Source organism: Salmonella sp. NW884, from assembly GCF_051700745.1.
Taxonomy (GTDB): Bacteria; Pseudomonadota; Gammaproteobacteria; order Enterobacterales; family Enterobacteriaceae; genus Salmonella; species Salmonella enterica.
Genome location: NZ_JAMMDE010000002.1, coordinates 172,785 through 188,354, shown reverse-complemented (window position 1 = coordinate 188,354; position 15,570 = coordinate 172,785). Strand labels below are relative to the sequence as shown.

Genomic DNA, 15,570 nt, shown 5'->3' with positions numbered 1-15,570 from the left:
TTGCGCGCGATAATAGCATAATTCAAACGGCTACCAGCCACTTCCGCCAGCTTGCCTGCACCAGCGCGCGCTCTTTGCTAAAACACGTCTGCGCCACATGACCGGGAAGCTCCTGCAACGCCAGGTGGTGCAGTTCATCACGCAGTGTGGTGTAGGCTACCGTCAGCGCCTGCGCCTCGTGTTCATCCATAATGCCGTTTTGCGCCAGAAGCTCCAGGATGCGCACGTTATCAGACCAGCGCGTTAATTTAGGTTTTTCATGAGCGTAGCGCAGTACCAGATATTGCGCGATAAACTCAATATCCGTAATACCGCCTTCATCAGCTTTAATATCAAAACGATCGCGATGCTTATTGCCGAGATGCGCCCGCATTTTCTCGCGCATTTCACGCACTTCAGTCTGCAATGTCTTACCGTCACGCGCCGTCGTCATGATAGTGCGGCGCACCGCATCAAACTGTGAGGTAAGCTGCGGGTCGCCATATACCACGCGAGCGCGTACCAACGCCTGATGTTCCCAGGTCCAGGCTTCATGCTGCTGATAATCGGCAAACGCGTCCGCTGAAGTCACCAGCATTCCCGCCGCGCCAGAGGGGCGTAGACGCGCATCCACCTCATACAAAATGCCGGAGGAGGTGCGCGTACTGAACAGATGCATAATGCGCTGCGCCAGGCGCAGATAAAACTGCCGCCCGTCGATTTCGCGTTCGCCGTTGGTCATGACGTCCATCGGACAGTCATGCAGGAAGATGAGATCCAGATCGGAACTGTAGCCCAGCTCCCATCCGCCCAACTTGCCATAACCGACAACCGCAAACCCCCGCCCCTGGCGCTCGTCCAGATGCGCTGGCTGACCATAACGCGCAACCATTTGCGTCCACGCCTGCTGCACCACAGCATCAATCATCGCCTCCGCCAGCCATGTGAGGTGATCGCTCACTTTCATCACCGGCAGCGTACCGGCAATATCTGCCGCCGCAATCCGCAAAAGCTGTGCCTGTTTAAACTGGCGTAATGCCTCCAGTTGTTGTTCTTCGTCCTCTTCCGGCACGCGCAGCAAATACTGGCGTAATTCGTCGCGGTAAGCGTCGGTAGCCGTCGGCTGATAAAGCGTGCCGGGGTCGAGCAGTTCATCAAGCAACAACGGATAACGCGCCAGTTGGCTCGCTATCATTGGCGAAGCGGCGCAGAGCATAATCAGGTGTTTCAGCGCGCCGGGAAATTCGCTCAGCAGCTCCAGATAGGTGGTGCGAGTGACAATCCCCGCCAGCAACGGCGTTATCCGCGATAGCGTAACAGCGGCGTCTTCGCGGGAACAGACGTCAGCAAGCAGGTGCGGCATCAGTTGGTCCAGCACTTGCCGCCCGCGCGGGCCGATAGGGCGTTTATCCAGTTCCTTACGGAAGTCAGCGATGAGGGTCAGAACCTGTCGCCGATCCTCATCGGCTAAATGCGCCAGCACTGGCGTCGAATCATCCTCCTGTAGCGCATCCTGCCATACTTCACGCCACGGCTCTGAACGTTCTTCCTCCTGCGGGGTATCGGCTTCATCATCGCCAATTAATTCGTTGAATACGCGGCGTACATTAGCCATATGATCCGTCAGTTCGCCAACAAGCTGCGGCCAGTTCTCCGCCTTCATTCCCCAGGCCAGCCGCGCCCGATTCAGATCGTCGGCAGGCAACGTTTGCGTCTGTTCGTCATTGATGCTTTGCAGCAGATTCTCCAGACGACGTAGAAAAAGATAGGCCACGCGCAGTTGCGCCACGTCATTCTCAGGCAGCAAATGCAGCGCAGCGATAGCATCCAGCGTTGGCAGTAACGAACGCGACTGTAGCGACGGCTCGCGCCCGCCGCGGATGAGCTGGAATACCTGCACGATAAACTCAATTTCACGAATACCGCCCGCGCCAAGTTTAATGTTGTCTTTCAAACCGCGGCGTCGCACTTCGCGGGCGATCATCCCTTTCATATTGCGTAGCGACTGGATGACGCTGAAATCGATATAGCGGCGGAAAACGAAAGGCCGCAGCATGGCGCGTAATTCACGAGACCAGGCGTCGTCGTTATCGCCCATTAGCCGCGCTTTCACCATGGCGTAGCGTTCCCAGTCGCGTCCTTGCTCCTGATAGTAATCCTCCAGCGCGGCAAAACTCAGTACCAGCGGGCCGCTGTCGCCAAACGGTCGCAGGCGCATGTCCACCCGATAGACAAAACCATCCATTGTGGGCTGATCCAGCGCTTTGATCAGCCGCTGCCCGAGACGTGTAAAAAACTGGGCGTTATCGAGTTCACGGCGTCCGCCCCGGGTCTCGCCATGTTCCGGCCAGGCGAAAATCAGATCGATATCAGACGAAAAATTCAGTTCGCCGCCGCCCAGCTTGCCCATGCCTAAAATCAACAGCGGCTGCGGAACGCCCTGCGGGTTACAGGGGGTTCCCCATTCGCGGCAACAGGCGGCATACAGCCAGTCGCGCGCCCCCACAATGAGCGTCTCCGCCAGATGGCTCAACTGTTGTAAAATAGTCTCATCGTCCACCAGCGACAGCGTCTGCGCCCAGGCGATGCGTACCATGATGCGACGACGAAAAAGCCTCAGTTCACGCATCAGCGAGGCGTCGTCACAGACACCTGCCAACGCCTCCTGTAACCAGCCAGCATAATGTCGCCATTCATCAGCCTGCGGCGATGCGGATTCCAGTTCGGCAAGCCACTCCGGATGCGCTATCACGCTATCCAGCGCAAAATCGCTAAATGTAAGTACTGACTTCGCCTGCGCGCTAAGCGATGTCTCAGTAAATCCTTCTGGTAGGCGCTCAACAACGGTCTGCCAGTACTGCGATAAGGGTGAAGAGAGCGGCGTCATTTAGGGGATATCCTTTAAATAATGCCGGATGGCGGCGTTTCGCCTTATCCGGCCTACAAGTCCGCATACCGTAAGCCTGATAAGCGCAGCGTCATCAGGCGCTTTCTACGGTTCTGATTATCGTTTTCCGCTGTGCAACCAGAACGGCTGCTGGTTAATGGCCTCATTACGGAAATGTTCAATTTCAATACGTTGTCCGGTAAGAATGGCGTGACGCAATCCCTGCCAGTTCTCCAGCCATGCCTGCGCGACCATCGCATCATAATACCCGGCCAGCAGTAAAACGCTGTCAATATCGCGAGTCAAACGCGGCAACTGGTCGCGATACTTATCACCCAGCGGTTGTCCAAAAACTTTTTTTAATTCAGCAGCATGACGAGAAAGATGAATGTCGGCGAAACGCTTAAAAGAATCGGCCATTTTGGCTTGCGCCTTCGCGTCCAGAAATGGCTGCCAGGCTTTCGTCACCAGCCATTCCGTCAATGCCAGTTTCGCCATCGCCGTTTGCGTACTATAAACGGCTGTGACGGCGGACACCGCGGATGTCATCGTCGCTTCCGCCTGGGTAAGTAGATCACGTAAGTGAGTGCTCGCTTTACGCGGAACAATGCCACCAAAAAGCATTAAGGCATGGCGCACTAATCCCATAGCATCCAGCACGTGTTCTTTCGCCGACTCGTCGCCGCGCAGCCAGAGCTCTTCATGGTACTGCCACTGTGACAACGCCAGATCCAGCGAGGCCTCCAGCCCTTGCTCTACCGTGGCTTTCGCGGCAGTCCGCAGAATTGCCGTTGGTGTATTCTCTCGCGGCGCATTCCCCTGCGCCAGGTGATAACCTCGCGCCGCCTTACTCAGACTGCCCTGACGCAAACCGGTTTGCGACAGCAGTTGCTTCGCCAGTTTTAACACGGCGCGCGTATCGCCGCGAAGCAACTCAAGCTCCAGCTCACAAATCGGTTCGGCAAACTCGCCCGCTTTTACGTCGCCGAGATCGAGCGCAATTTCAATCCTGCTGCCGTCAACGTCCAGACACCATTTTTCCCGGTAAAAATCGGTACTGAACAGCGGCTGTACGCTTGATGCCAGGCCAGCGGGCAGGTTGCCATCCGGCCAGACCTCCGCCGGAAGTTGCGTCAGATCCAGCACGGGTTCGCTTAGCGCGACATTGTATTCGGGTCGCTGGTGCAGCCCCCCCGTTACCCGGCCGGCAATTTTCATGGTCATTTCATAGCGCCCATTTTCACCACGAATACGCAGCCCCATATCATGGCGGCGTAGCCAGTTATCAGGCGTTTCGAAGTAGATATTCAGCAACTGGCTGGGCGCATGATGCTCGCCGCCGAGCGTATGAAGATGATTTCGCAGCGCATCTACGGCGTCGTGATTGACGATAAACTTTAATTCGATTTCCTGAGCCATGGCCTTGTACTTATGGGTTATGTCACATCTGGGAAGATTCTTGGCGAACTTACCCGCATTATTTTTGTCAGTAGATAGTATTTTGCGCCAAATTGCCATGCAACGAGCAATTTGACGGGCGTAAAAGTTTGACGTAGCGGCAAAGGCGACACAGATGATTCCGATTGATGTCGACTACTTTGCGTAGCGACACTGATGCCGTTACTATCGTTCCACTTTCTCTGACAATAACGACAGCCTGATGCCAAAATTACGCCTGATTGGACTAACTTTACTTGCGCTTAGCGCCACCGCCGTCTCTCATGCTGAAGAGACGCGTTACGTTTCTGATGAACTGAATACCTGGGTCCGCAGCGGTCCGGGAGATAATTATCGCCTTGTGGGTACCGTCAACGCCGGCGAGGAAGTCACGCTCTTACAGAGCGATGCCAACTATGGTCAAATTAAAGACAGTTCTGGTCGTACTGCCTGGATACCGTTAAAAGAACTGAATACCACGCCAAGCCTGCGTACCCGCGTGCCGGATCTGGAAAATCAGGTCAAAACGTTGACCGATAAACTCAACAATATTGATACCACGTGGAATCAGCGCACCGCCGATATGCAGCAGAAAGTGGCGCAAAGCGACAGCGTCATCAACGGGCTAAAAGAAGAGAACCAGAAGCTGAAAAACGAGCTGATTGTCGCGCAGAAAAAAGTTAGCGCCGCGAATCTGCAACTGGATGACAAACAGCGCACCATTATTATGCAGTGGTTTATGTATGGCGGCGGCGTATTGGGTATTGGCTTGCTGTTAGGGCTGGTGCTGCCGCATATGATCCCAAGCCGTAAACGCAAAGACCGCTGGATGAACTAAATCGCCTTCTCTGCGGCACTGTCTTATCATTAGAGGATGATCGTTTTTAAAAGGAAAGTGGCGTGAAGATTTATCTGGTCGGTGGTGCGGTTCGGGATGCGTTGTTAGGGCTACCGGTTAAAGATAAAGATTGGGCCGTTGTCGGCGCCACGCCGCAGGAGATGCTTGATGCGGGCTACCAGCAGGTAGGCCGTGATTTTCCTGTGTTTCTCCATCCGCAAACTCACGAAGAATACGCGCTGGCGCGTACTGAGCGTAAATCCGGTTCCGGCTACACGGGCTTCACCTGTTATGCCGCGCCGGACGTTACCCTGGAAGCCGATCTCCAGCGTCGCGATCTGACCATTAATGCTCTGGCGCGCGACGATGACGGCCAGATTATCGACCCTTACCACGGGCGCCGGGATCTGGAGGCGCGTCTACTGCGCCATGTCTCTCCCGCGTTTGGCGAAGATCCCTTGCGCGTATTGCGCGTGGCGCGTTTTGCCGCCCGTTACGCCCATCTTAGTTTCCGTATCGCCGATGAAACACTGGCGCTAATGCGCGAAATGACCGCGGCAGGCGAGCTGGAACATCTGACGCCGGAACGGGTATGGAAAGAGACGGAAAATGCGCTTACCACCCGCAATCCGCAGGTTTACTTCCAGGTATTGCGCGACTGCGGCGCCCTGCGCGTCCTGTTTCCGGAAATCGACGCCCTGTTTGGCGTACCCGCGCCGGCAAAGTGGCATCCGGAAATTGATACCGGAGTTCATACGCTGATGACGCTGTCGATGGCCGCCATGCTCAGTCCGCAGCTTGATGTCCGTTTCGCCACGCTTTGTCATGACCTGGGCAAAGGCTTAACGCCGAAAAACCTCTGGCCGCGCCATCATGGTCACGGCCCGGCGGGCGTGAAACTGGTCGAACAGTTATGCCAGCGTTTGCGCGTCCCCAATGACCTGCGTGATTTAGCTAAACTGGTCGCCGAGTACCACGATCTGATCCACACCTTTCCGATACTCCAGCCGAAAACGATCGTTAAGCTGTTTGACGCCATTGATGCATGGCGTAAACCGCAGCGCGTCGAGCAGATTGCGCTGACCAGCGAAGCCGATGTCCGTGGACGTACCGGATTTGAAGCGTCGGATTACCCGCAGGGGCGCTGGCTGCGCGAAGCCTGGCAGGTGGCCCAAGCGGTACCGACGAAAGAGGTGGTGGAGGCCGGATTTAAAGGCATTGAGATTCGCGAGGAGCTGACGAAGCGACGAATTGCAGCGGTCGCCAACTGGAAAGAGAAGCGCTGCCCTAACCCCGCCAGCTAAACGCCATCCGGCACGATAAATTGCCTGATGGCGCTGCGCTTATCAGACCGACAAAACAGTTAGGCCGGACAAGGCGGTACGCCGCCATCCGGCAGGTCAATCATCAGAAGAAAACAACGTAAACGGCAGCCGCCACCACAAAGCGGTAAATCGCAAACGGAATAAACGAGATACGCTTAATCAGTTGCAGGAAGGTCTTGATGGCGATCAGCGCCACCACAAACGCCGTCACAAAGCCCACTGCGAACATCGGAATATCCGCTGCGGTCAGGAATGACCAACTTTTGTAGAGATCCAGAACCGTTGCGCCCATCATCATCGGCACAGCCAGTAAGAACGAGAACTCAGAGGCGGCGTAACGGCTGACGCCCATCAGCATCCCACCGGAAATGGTCGCTCCGGAACGCGAGAAGCCCGGCCACAGCGCCAGACACTGGAAACAGCCAATCATAAACGCCTGACGATACGTCATATCATCCAGCCCCGGCGCGCGCGGTTCTTTCGGCTTCAGGCACTCGGCGGCAATCAGCAACAGACCGCCTACCACCAGCGCGTACATCACGTTAATCGGGTTAAATAGCGACTTGATCGTGTCATGAAAGACTAACCCCAGCACCACCGCCGGAATCATGCCCAGCAGGATGTGAATCAACGTTAATCGACCTTTACTTTCACCTTCACGCTGTAGCGGGCGGCCAAAGTGAATACCGATGAGGCCAAACAACCGCCGCCAGAACATCACCACGACCGCCAGAATAGATCCAAGTTGAATCACCACTTCGAATGTCTTGGCCGTATCGCCTTCAAACCCCAGCAGATGACCCACAATAATCATATGGCCCGTGCTGGATACCGGCAAAAACTCCGTCAATCCTTCGACCACACCCAAAATTGCCGCTATCAGCAGCGAGTGCATATCGCTCATCAATAAACCCCTAAAATGAAAAACACTGCAAAAATGGATCTCGCGTTAAGACCCCATATATAACCGTTTGGTTTAAAAAATATAAAATTATTTATTTTTATTTCAGATTATTGCCACGCTCAATAATTACCCCTACGTTCGCCGCGCGCGCGACGGCGCCAGGCTTGCTCAGTTTGATGCGAACCCACGGAGAATTGAATCGGCTAAGCAGCAGATCCGCCACCTCTTCCGCCACACGCTCGACCAGAGCAAAACGACCGCCTTCGACATGATTTATCACCGTGTCGGCGATATCCGCATAGCTTAGACAATCTGCGACATCATCGCTTTTCGCCGACTTGCGGTTATCCCATGCCATTTCGATATCGAACACCAGTTTTTGCTCGATAGTCTGTTCCCAGTCGTAAACACCGATAGTGGTGATTACCGAAAGTTGCTCTATAAATACAATATCCATCACGACCTGCCTGCTTTTTGGCTAACCCGGATACCACTTCCGGCGAAATGTGCGTATTATCCACAGAAATAGTAAATAAAACGACACTTTCAATACGGAACAGCTTATGAGTGCAATCGCGCCTGGAATGATCCTCTTCGCGTACCTCTGCGGCTCAATTTCCAGTGCCATTCTGGTTTGCCGCATCGCCGGGCTGCCCGATCCGCGTGAAAGCGGCTCCGGCAACCCGGGCGCGACGAACGTATTACGAATCGGTGGCAAGGGAGCGGCTGTCGCGGTACTTATTTTTGACATCCTTAAAGGTATGTTGCCCGTCTGGGGCGCGTATGCGTTAGGCGTTACCCCTTTCTGGCTGGGGCTTATCGCTATCGCCGCCTGTCTGGGGCATATCTGGCCGGTCTTTTTTGGCTTTAAAGGTGGGAAAGGCGTAGCAACCGCGTTTGGCGCCATTGCGCCCATCGGCTGGGATTTAACCGGCGTCATGGCTGGCACCTGGCTGCTGACGGTCCTGTTAAGCGGTTATTCATCGTTAGGGGCGATTGTCAGCGCCTTGATTGCGCCGTTTTACGTCTGGTGGTTTAAACCGCAGTTCACCTTCCCGGTATCGATGCTGTCATGTCTCATTTTGCTGCGCCATCATGACAACATCCAGCGTCTGTGGCGTCGCCAGGAGACGAAAATCTGGACGAAGCTGAAAAAGAAACGCCAGAAAGATTGAGCTGGAACTGCGTCTGGAAGAGGGCCTCAACCGTCTGGGGATCGGCTCACAAGGGTTGACCGGCAATAGCTTGGTGATGGGCGTACATATCGAATCCGCCGCGCGTCACCCTTCCACCATTGGCGTGGTTAGGCGCGATTTTCGGCCTGATCTTCCTGGTGCTGCTGATCGTCTCCAGGCTGTTGTGGATGCCCGTCGTTTTGCTGTAAACCCGTTGGGGCGGCATGATGTCGCCCCCTTTCTCCGCTTTTACGCCGCCGGCAGCTCGGCCAGCGGCCAGCGCGGACGTACCGTTACGCCAAGATCCGCCGTAACGCCCGCCTTAAACCGCACCATTCCGGCATAGGCGATCATCGCCCCATTGTCAGTACAAAACTCCGGACGCGCATAGAACACTTCGCCGCGGCGTTTTTGCATCATTTCGGCAAGCTTCGCGCGCAGCGTGCGGTTAGCGCTGACGCCGCCCGCCATGACCAGACGCTTAAAACCGGTGCTTTCCAGCGCGCGCTTGCACTTGATCATCAGCGTATCCACGACCGCATCTTCAAAAGCGCGCGCGATATCAGCGCGAGTTTGTTCGTCGCCGCCATTACTACGAATGGTGTTAGCGGCAAAGGTTTTCAGACCGGAAAAACTAAAATCCAGCCCCGGGCGATCGGTCATCGGGCGCGGAAAGACAAAACGTCCCGCCGTCCCCTGCGACGCCATTTTCGACAGCATCGGGCCGCCAGGATAATCCAGCCCCAACAATTTGGCAGTTTTATCAAACGCTTCACCGGCAGCATCGTCAATCGACTCGCCCAGCAGTTCGTACTGACCAATTCCGGTCACGCTAATGAGCTGCGTATGTCCGCCGGAGACCAGCAGCGCCACAAACGGGAAATCCGGGGGATTATCTTCCAGCATCGGCGCCAGCAGATGCCCTTCCATATGGTGTACAGGAATGGCCGGCACATTCCAGGCAAATGCCAGCGAACGCCCGACGGTTGCGCCGACCAGCAGCGCGCCGACCAGGCCCGGGCCTGCGGTATAGGCCACCGCGTCGATATCGCTCGCCGTCAGACCGGCTTCTTTTAATGCCGCCTGAATCAGCGGCACGGTTTTACGCACATGATCGCGGGAAGCCAGTTCAGGCACTACGCCGCCGTAGTCAGCATGTAATTTCACCTGACTATACAATTGGTTGGCTAACAGACCCTTTTTGTCGTCGTAAATAGCGATGCCGGTTTCATCGCAGGATGTTTCAATACCCAGTACACGCATGACTTGTTTTACCTCGCTCTAATACCGCGCAGTGTAGGTCGAATGCGGGTGGATGTATACCCTCAGTCCCGACTTCGTGTATACTCCCTCACCTTATAAAAGTCCCGTTCAAAAAAGGCCGCGGTGCTTTACAAAGCAGCAGCAATTGCAGTAAAATTCCGCACCATTTTGAAATAAGCTGGCGTTGATGCCAGCGGCAAACCGAATTAATCAAAGGTGAGAGGCACATGCCGGTAATTAAAGTACGTGAAAACGAGCCGTTCGACGTAGCTCTGCGTCGCTTCAAGCGTTCCTGCGAAAAAGCAGGTGTTCTGGCGGAAGTTCGTCGTCGTGAGTTCTATGAAAAACCGACGACCGAACGTAAGCGCGCTAAAGCTTCTGCAGTGAAACGTCACGCGAAGAAACTGGCTCGCGAAAACGCACGCCGTACTCGTCTGTACTAATCTTTTGAGAGCGGGCTGCTCTCAATTCAGATCGAGTTGTAGTTGTAAGGCCGTGCTTCCGAAAGGAATGCGCGGCTTGTTTTCGTTTATGCATTAGCATATACACAAAATCATTCATGCTGCGTCCAGGCGGCAAGAGAGCAAGTCCCCGGCGCTTACGCAAGTCAGCGACAGGGGTGAGCAAACGTAGCCAACACTACGGCAGCCTGAAGAATGACGTGTATAAAAGGGGCATATGGCTGGACGAATCCCACGCGTATTCATTAATGACCTGCTGGCGAGAACCGATATCGTCGATCTGATCGACGTGCGCGTAAAACTCAAGAAACAGGGCAAGAACTATCACGCGTGTTGTCCATTCCATAATGAGAAAACCCCTTCTTTCACCGTAAACGGTGAAAAACAGTTTTATCACTGCTTTGGATGCGGCGCGCATGGCAATGCGATCGACTTTTTGATGAATTACGACAAGCTCGAATTTGTCGAAACCGTCGAAGAATTAGCGGCCATGCATAACCTGGAAATTCCCTATGAAGCAGGCACCGGGCTTAGCCAGATAGAGCGCCATCAACGGCAAAACCTCTATCAGTTGATGAATGGTCTGAATGACTTTTATCAGCAGTCGCTTACCCATCCTGCGGCAAAACCTGCGCGTGACTATCTGCAAAAGCGCGGTCTGAGCGCTGAAATTATTCAGCGTTTCGCCATTGGCTTCGCGCCGCCAGGTTGGGATAACGCGTTAAAGCGCTTCGGTAATAACAGCGATAACAAGGCATTGTTGCTGGATGCCGGAATGCTGGTCAATAACGAGCAGGGCAGCACTTACGATCGTTTCCGTAATCGGGTCATGTTCCCTATTCGGGACAAACGCGGCAGGGTGATTGGTTTTGGCGGTCGAGTCCTGGGGAACGACACGCCGAAATACCTTAACTCTCCGGAAACGGACATTTTCCATAAAGGCCGCCAGCTATATGGTCTTTATGAGGCTCAGCAATATAGTGCTGAACCGCAACGCTTGCTTGTGGTCGAAGGTTATATGGATGTCGTCGCACTAGCGCAATACGACATTAACTATGCGGTCGCTTCGCTGGGTACCTCAACCACGGCAGACCATATGCATATGTTATTCCGGGCGACGAACAACGTAATTTGCTGTTACGACGGCGACCGGGCTGGCCGTGATGCCGCCTGGAGAGCGCTGGAAACAGCAATGCCTTATATGACCGACGGTCGGCAGGTACGCTTTATGTTTTTACCTGACGGCGAAGACCCGGATACGCTGGTGCGTAAAGAAGGCAAGGCGGCTTTTGAAGCGCGGATGGAGCAGGCGCAGCCGCTCTCTACGTTTCTGTTTAATAGCCTCCTGCCGCAGGTGGATTTAAGCTCGCCGGATGGCAGCACGCAGTTAGCCGCACTGGCGCTGCCGCTCATTAATCAGGTGCCTGGCGACGCACACCGTATTCAGTTGCGCCAGACGTTGGGGCTGAAGTTAGGCATTTTCGATGATAGTCAGCTTGATCGTTTAGTGCCAAAACAGGCGGAAAGCGGCGTTTCCCGCCCGGCTCCGCAGCTAAAACGCACGACCATGCGTATACTGATAGGATTACTGGTGCAAAACCCGGATCTCGCGCCGTTAGTGCCGCCATTAGACGCGCTGGATCAGAATAAGCTGCCTGGACTTGGCTTATTTAAAGAATTGGTCAAAACTTGTTTGGCTCAGCCAGGTCTTACTACCGGACAACTTCTGGAACTCTACCGTGGCACAAATGATGCTGCGACCCTTGAAAAATTATCGATGTGGGACGATATAGCAGATAAGGCGATTGCCGAAAAAACCTTTACCGACTCACTCAACCATATGTTTGATTCGCTGCTGCAACTGCGACAAGAAGAGCTGATCGCTCGCGATCGCACTCATGGTTTAAGCAGCGAAGAACGCCGAGAGCTCTGGACGTTAAACCAGGAGCTGGCCAGAAAATGAATTTAACGGCTTAAATGCCGCATATCGATCGGGAAGCCCCCGACAGCCGCAGTGAGAGGCAGCGGCCAAAATATAAGTATGCCCTCGCTTTAAATGTCGACAGCTATACCGTCGACACCAATCAAACGAATAAGTGTGGATACCGTCTTATGGAGCAAAACCCGCAGTCACAGCTGAAACTTCTTGTCACCCGTGGTAAGGAGCAAGGCTATCTGACCTATGCTGAGGTCAATGACCATCTGCCGGAAGATATCGTCGATTCAGATCAAATTGAAGATATCATCCAAATGATCAACGACATGGGTATTCAGGTAATGGAAGAAGCGCCTGATGCCGATGATCTGCTGCTGGCTGAAAATACCACCAGCACCGATGAAGATGCGGAAGAAGCTGCTGCACAAGTTCTGTCCAGTGTTGAGTCTGAAATCGGTCGTACGACTGACCCGGTACGCATGTATATGCGTGAAATGGGCACTGTTGAACTGTTGACCCGGGAAGGCGAAATCGACATCGCTAAACGTATCGAAGACGGGATCAACCAGGTTCAATGCTCCGTTGCCGAATACCCGGAAGCCATTACCTATCTGCTGGAACAGTACGATCGCGTTGAGGCTGAAGAGGCTCGTTTGTCCGATCTTATCACCGGCTTTGTCGATCCGAACGCGGAAGAAGAGATGGCGCCGACCGCAACTCACGTCGGTTCTGAACTCTCCCAGGAAGACCTGGATGATGACGAAGACGAAGATGAAGAAGACGGCGACGATGACGCCGCCGATGACGACAACAGCATTGATCCTGAACTGGCACGCGAAAAATTCGCTGAGCTGCGCGCGCAATACGTCGTTACGCGCGACACCATCAAAGCGAAAGGCCGCAGCCATGCTGCCGCGCAGGAAGAGATTCTGAAGCTGTCTGAAGTGTTCAAACAGTTCCGTCTGGTACCGAAGCAATTCGACTATCTGGTCAACAGTATGCGAGTGATGATGGATCGCGTGCGTACTCAGGAACGTCTGATCATGAAGCTCTGCGTCGAGCAGTGCAAAATGCCGAAGAAGAACTTTATCACGCTGTTTACCGGTAACGAAACCAGCGAAACCTGGTTCAACGCCGCTATCGCGATGAACAAACCGTGGTCGGAAAAACTGCACGATGTCGCGGAAGAAGTGCAACGCTGTCTGCAAAAACTGCGGCAGATTGAAGAAGAGACCGGTCTGACCATCGAACAGGTGAAAGACATCAACCGTCGCATGTCCATCGGGGAAGCGAAAGCCCGCCGTGCGAAGAAAGAGATGGTTGAAGCGAACTTACGTCTGGTTATTTCTATCGCTAAGAAATACACCAACCGTGGCTTGCAGTTCCTTGACCTGATTCAGGAAGGCAACATCGGTCTGATGAAAGCGGTAGATAAGTTCGAATACCGTCGCGGCTACAAGTTCTCCACCTATGCAACCTGGTGGATCCGTCAGGCGATCACCCGTTCTATCGCCGATCAGGCGCGCACCATCCGTATTCCGGTGCATATGATTGAGACCATCAACAAGCTCAACCGTATTTCTCGCCAGATGCTGCAAGAGATGGGCCGCGAGCCAACGCCGGAAGAGCTGGCTGAACGGATGCTGATGCCGGAAGATAAAATTCGTAAGGTGCTGAAGATTGCCAAAGAGCCAATCTCCATGGAAACGCCGATCGGCGACGATGAAGATTCGCATCTGGGTGATTTCATCGAGGATACCACCCTCGAGCTGCCGCTGGACTCTGCCACTACCGAGAGCCTGCGTGCCGCCACTCACGACGTTTTGGCTGGCCTGACCGCTCGTGAAGCGAAAGTGCTGCGTATGCGTTTCGGTATCGATATGAACACCGACCACACGCTGGAAGAAGTGGGTAAACAGTTCGATGTTACCCGCGAACGTATCCGTCAGATCGAAGCGAAGGCGCTGCGTAAACTGCGCCACCCGAGCCGTTCTGAAGTGCTGCGCAGCTTCCTCGACGATTAATTCGCCGCACACGTATAAACGCCGCCGCAAGGCGGCGTTTTTTATCAGGACATGCGCAAGCACCCTATTTGGCCTACAGAATTTCTACACAGCGCGAGTATTCGCGCCCTCATTCCCCATTGCTATAGCCCACGCATAATGAGCGCTTGATCCAGTTCGCGATAGGCCTCGACCAGTTTTTCCGTTTTAATTCGGTTTAAGCCGCTGGGATTCGGCAACACCCACACCATCGTCGCGCCAATGGCGATCTTTTGTTTACCCCAGGCGATACCGCGCTGGCTGAATCCCTGTTCAAAAGCCTGTTTACCAAGCACCGCCAGCGCCGCGGGCTGGTAGTCCTCTATCTTTTCAATCAGGTTTCGTCCGCCGCTACGTAATTCATGCAACTTCACCTCAGTCGCTTGTACCGTCGGTCGATCGACGAGTTTCGTTACCCCGCAGCGAAAATCCAGTAATTTTTCCGCCTCTTCCGGTTTCAACTGTCGATCGGTGAAACCGGCCAAATGAATAACTTTCCAAAAACGATTCGCGGGATGCGCAAACGGAAAGCCGGTATTCGCCGAGGAGAGTCCCGGATTGATGCCGCAAAAAACCACCCGTAGCCCTGGCGCCAGTATGTCCTTAACCATTATTACTCCTGAGCAATACAACGTTCTTTAAGTATAACGGGTTGAAAACACATTGTTTATAAAAACAGCACCCGCACGGTTACGGCTGGATTACAGCGTAAAGTTACATTATAATCCACCGCCACGGCCCCTTAGCTCAGTGGTTAGAGCAGGCGACTCATAATCGCTTGGTCGTTGGTTCAAACCCAACAGGGGCCACCAAATTTTATCTTTAAAATCATTAAGTTAAGCCACCTTTTTTAGGTGGCTTTTTCTTATCTTTAGAGCCAGTGGCAGCAAAATGGCAGCAGGTTTTTCACGTACTCTTACTTTTAAAGGACGATCTCGCATGAAAAAACCTTTAGTAGCTCTGTTACTAATCGCATCTCAGAGCGCATTCGCGGACAAAATACCCAACTCCATAGAAAACCTGATAGCTGGTTATGATACTAGGACTCAGGTATTGGAAGGTGGTGAGCTGACCATCAGATATAACAAGCAAGCACTAATGATAGATGCGGCTAAATCCATGTTCAGTGCGATATGTGACGACTACTTTATGAACAAGTGGAATCCAGAGACAATCAAAAAAATCACTCTATGGAACGTCACATCCGATCAGGGCTACAAAATAAATGGCGGTGGGATTGAGTGTAAAAAAACTGGTTCCATGGATTTCAAGCAGGCTGAAAAATACAGAACCAGTTTAATCGAAAAAATGTAAACCTTATCA

General features: G+C 53.6%; 13 protein-coding genes, 1 tRNA gene and 2 pseudogenes. 10 read left to right on the top strand and 6 right to left on the bottom strand.

Translation table 11 applies throughout. From position 1 onward, the window contains the following. Positions 1 to 22: 22 nt before the first annotated feature. Positions 23 to 2,866 carry a bifunctional [glutamate--ammonia ligase]-adenylyl-L-tyrosine phosphorylase/[glutamate--ammonia-ligase] adenylyltransferase gene (gene glnE, locus NA197_RS05380; protein ID WP_000188297.1) on the bottom strand — a complete coding sequence of 948 codons (2,844 nt, stop codon included), beginning with the start codon at positions 2,864 to 2,866 and terminating at the stop codon, positions 23 to 25. Positions 2,867 to 2,983: 117 nt separating this feature from the next. Then, a complete protein-coding gene (locus tag NA197_RS05375) occupies positions 2,984 to 4,285 on the bottom strand; it encodes a CYTH domain-containing protein (RefSeq protein ID WP_000046226.1) in 1,302 nt (433 codons plus the stop codon). 241 nt (positions 4,286 to 4,526) lie between these two features. Between NA197_RS05375 and NA197_RS05370 the strand changes: the two genes are divergently transcribed. From NA197_RS05370 to NA197_RS05360, 3 genes and pseudogenes are all read left to right on the top strand, one after another. Continuing rightward, a complete protein-coding gene (locus NA197_RS05370) occupies positions 4,527 to 5,141 on the top strand; it encodes a TIGR04211 family SH3 domain-containing protein (RefSeq protein WP_001125344.1) in 615 nt (204 codons plus the stop codon). A 62-nt stretch (positions 5,142 to 5,203) separates the two neighbouring features. Then, positions 5,204 to 6,445: a multifunctional CCA addition/repair protein gene (locus NA197_RS05365; RefSeq protein ID WP_064042840.1), complete on the top strand. Its 1,242-nt coding sequence runs from the start codon at positions 5,204 to 5,206 to the stop codon at positions 6,443 to 6,445. A gap of 20 nt (positions 6,446 to 6,465) precedes the next feature. Continuing rightward, a pseudogene (locus NA197_RS05360) lies at positions 6,466 to 6,550 on the top strand (hypothetical protein); the annotation flags it as partial. Here the strand turns inward: NA197_RS05360 and bacA are convergent. Next, on the bottom strand, positions 6,549 to 7,370 hold the full coding sequence (gene bacA / locus NA197_RS05355; protein ID WP_001281933.1) for an undecaprenyl-diphosphate phosphatase: 822 nt from the start codon (positions 7,368 to 7,370) through the stop codon (positions 6,549 to 6,551). The pseudogene NA197_RS05360 and the gene bacA overlap by 2 nt on opposite strands. A gap of 97 nt (positions 7,371 to 7,467) precedes the next feature. Next, positions 7,468 to 7,827 carry a bifunctional dihydroneopterin aldolase/7,8-dihydroneopterin epimerase gene (gene folB / locus NA197_RS05350; RefSeq protein WP_000355776.1) on the bottom strand — a complete coding sequence of 120 codons (360 nt, stop codon included), beginning with the start codon at positions 7,825 to 7,827 and terminating at the stop codon, positions 7,468 to 7,470. A gap of 106 nt (positions 7,828 to 7,933) precedes the next feature. On the opposite strand from folB, the gene plsY reads away from it, so the two are divergent. Together plsY and NA197_RS05340 are read left to right on the top strand one after the other, a co-directional pair. Further along, positions 7,934 to 8,545 carry a glycerol-3-phosphate 1-O-acyltransferase PlsY gene (gene plsY / locus NA197_RS05345; RefSeq protein WP_001272784.1) on the top strand — a complete coding sequence of 204 codons (612 nt, stop codon included), beginning with the start codon at positions 7,934 to 7,936 and terminating at the stop codon, positions 8,543 to 8,545. Then, a pseudogene (locus tag NA197_RS05340) lies at positions 8,529 to 8,672 on the top strand (fumarate hydratase); the annotation flags it as partial. The gene plsY and the pseudogene NA197_RS05340, both read left to right, overlap by 17 nt. 122 nt (positions 8,673 to 8,794) lie before the next feature. Here the strand turns inward: NA197_RS05340 and tsaD are convergent. After that, on the bottom strand, positions 8,795 to 9,808 hold the full coding sequence (gene tsaD / locus NA197_RS05335) for a tRNA (adenosine(37)-N6)-threonylcarbamoyltransferase complex transferase subunit TsaD (RefSeq protein ID WP_001264390.1): 1,014 nt from the start codon (positions 9,806 to 9,808) through the stop codon (positions 8,795 to 8,797). 227 nt (positions 9,809 to 10,035) lie between these two features. On the opposite strand from tsaD, the gene rpsU reads away from it, so the two are divergent. From rpsU to rpoD, 3 genes are all read left to right on the top strand, one after another. After that, positions 10,036 to 10,251, top strand: a complete 216-nt coding sequence (gene rpsU / locus NA197_RS05330) for a 30S ribosomal protein S21 (protein WP_001144069.1) — start codon at positions 10,036 to 10,038, stop codon at positions 10,249 to 10,251. A gap of 235 nt (positions 10,252 to 10,486) precedes the next feature. Next, entirely contained in the window at positions 10,487 to 12,232 is a 1,746-nt protein-coding gene (dnaG, locus tag NA197_RS05325; protein ID WP_000918865.1) for a DNA primase, read from the top strand. Positions 12,233 to 12,246: 14 nt separating this feature from the next. Continuing rightward, the gene (gene rpoD / locus NA197_RS05320; protein ID WP_001120159.1) at positions 12,247 to 14,229 is read left to right on the top strand and encodes an RNA polymerase sigma factor RpoD; all 1,983 of its coding nucleotides are present in this window, start codon (positions 12,247 to 12,249) and stop codon (positions 14,227 to 14,229) included. 122 nt (positions 14,230 to 14,351) lie between these two features. Here the strand turns inward: rpoD and mug are convergent, their stop codons facing one another. Continuing rightward, positions 14,352 to 14,858, bottom strand: coding sequence for a G/U mismatch-specific DNA glycosylase (gene mug / locus NA197_RS05315; protein ID WP_000237776.1), 507 nt, complete (start codon positions 14,856 to 14,858; stop codon positions 14,352 to 14,354). A 125-nt stretch (positions 14,859 to 14,983) separates the two neighbouring features. Between mug and NA197_RS05310 the strand changes: the two genes are divergently transcribed. Beyond that, positions 14,984 to 15,059, top strand: a tRNA-Ile gene (locus tag NA197_RS05310). A 127-nt stretch (positions 15,060 to 15,186) separates the two neighbouring features. Then, on the top strand, positions 15,187 to 15,561 hold the full coding sequence (locus tag NA197_RS05305) for a hypothetical protein (protein ID WP_039505087.1): 375 nt from the start codon (positions 15,187 to 15,189) through the stop codon (positions 15,559 to 15,561). The last annotated feature ends 9 nt before the right edge of the window (positions 15,562 to 15,570 follow it).

What these genes read in the sequence shown, in the direction of transcription:
- mug (WP_000237776.1), bottom strand. Translation starts at nt 14,858, where the DNA reads ATGGTTAAGGACATACTGGCGCCAGGGCTACGGGTGGTTTTTTGCGGC.
- glnE (WP_000188297.1), bottom strand. Translation starts at nt 2,866, where the DNA reads ATGACGCCGCTCTCTTCACCCTTATCGCAGTACTGGCAGACCGTTGTT.
- bacA (WP_001281933.1), bottom strand. Translation starts at nt 7,370, where the DNA reads ATGAGCGATATGCACTCGCTGCTGATAGCGGCAATTTTGGGTGTGGTC.
- plsY (WP_001272784.1), top strand. Translation starts at nt 7,934, where the DNA reads ATGAGTGCAATCGCGCCTGGAATGATCCTCTTCGCGTACCTCTGCGGC.
- folB (WP_000355776.1), bottom strand. Translation starts at nt 7,827, where the DNA reads ATGGATATTGTATTTATAGAGCAACTTTCGGTAATCACCACTATCGGT.
- NA197_RS05370 (WP_001125344.1), top strand. Translation starts at nt 4,527, where the DNA reads ATGCCAAAATTACGCCTGATTGGACTAACTTTACTTGCGCTTAGCGCC.
- NA197_RS05305 (WP_039505087.1), top strand. Translation starts at nt 15,187, where the DNA reads ATGAAAAAACCTTTAGTAGCTCTGTTACTAATCGCATCTCAGAGCGCA.
- NA197_RS05375 (WP_000046226.1), bottom strand. Translation starts at nt 4,285, where the DNA reads ATGGCTCAGGAAATCGAATTAAAGTTTATCGTCAATCACGACGCCGTA.
- tsaD (WP_001264390.1), bottom strand. Translation starts at nt 9,808, where the DNA reads ATGCGTGTACTGGGTATTGAAACATCCTGCGATGAAACCGGCATCGCT.
- rpsU (WP_001144069.1), top strand. Translation starts at nt 10,036, where the DNA reads ATGCCGGTAATTAAAGTACGTGAAAACGAGCCGTTCGACGTAGCTCTG.
- dnaG (WP_000918865.1), top strand. Translation starts at nt 10,487, where the DNA reads ATGGCTGGACGAATCCCACGCGTATTCATTAATGACCTGCTGGCGAGA.
- rpoD (WP_001120159.1), top strand. Translation starts at nt 12,247, where the DNA reads ATGCCGCATATCGATCGGGAAGCCCCCGACAGCCGCAGTGAGAGGCAG.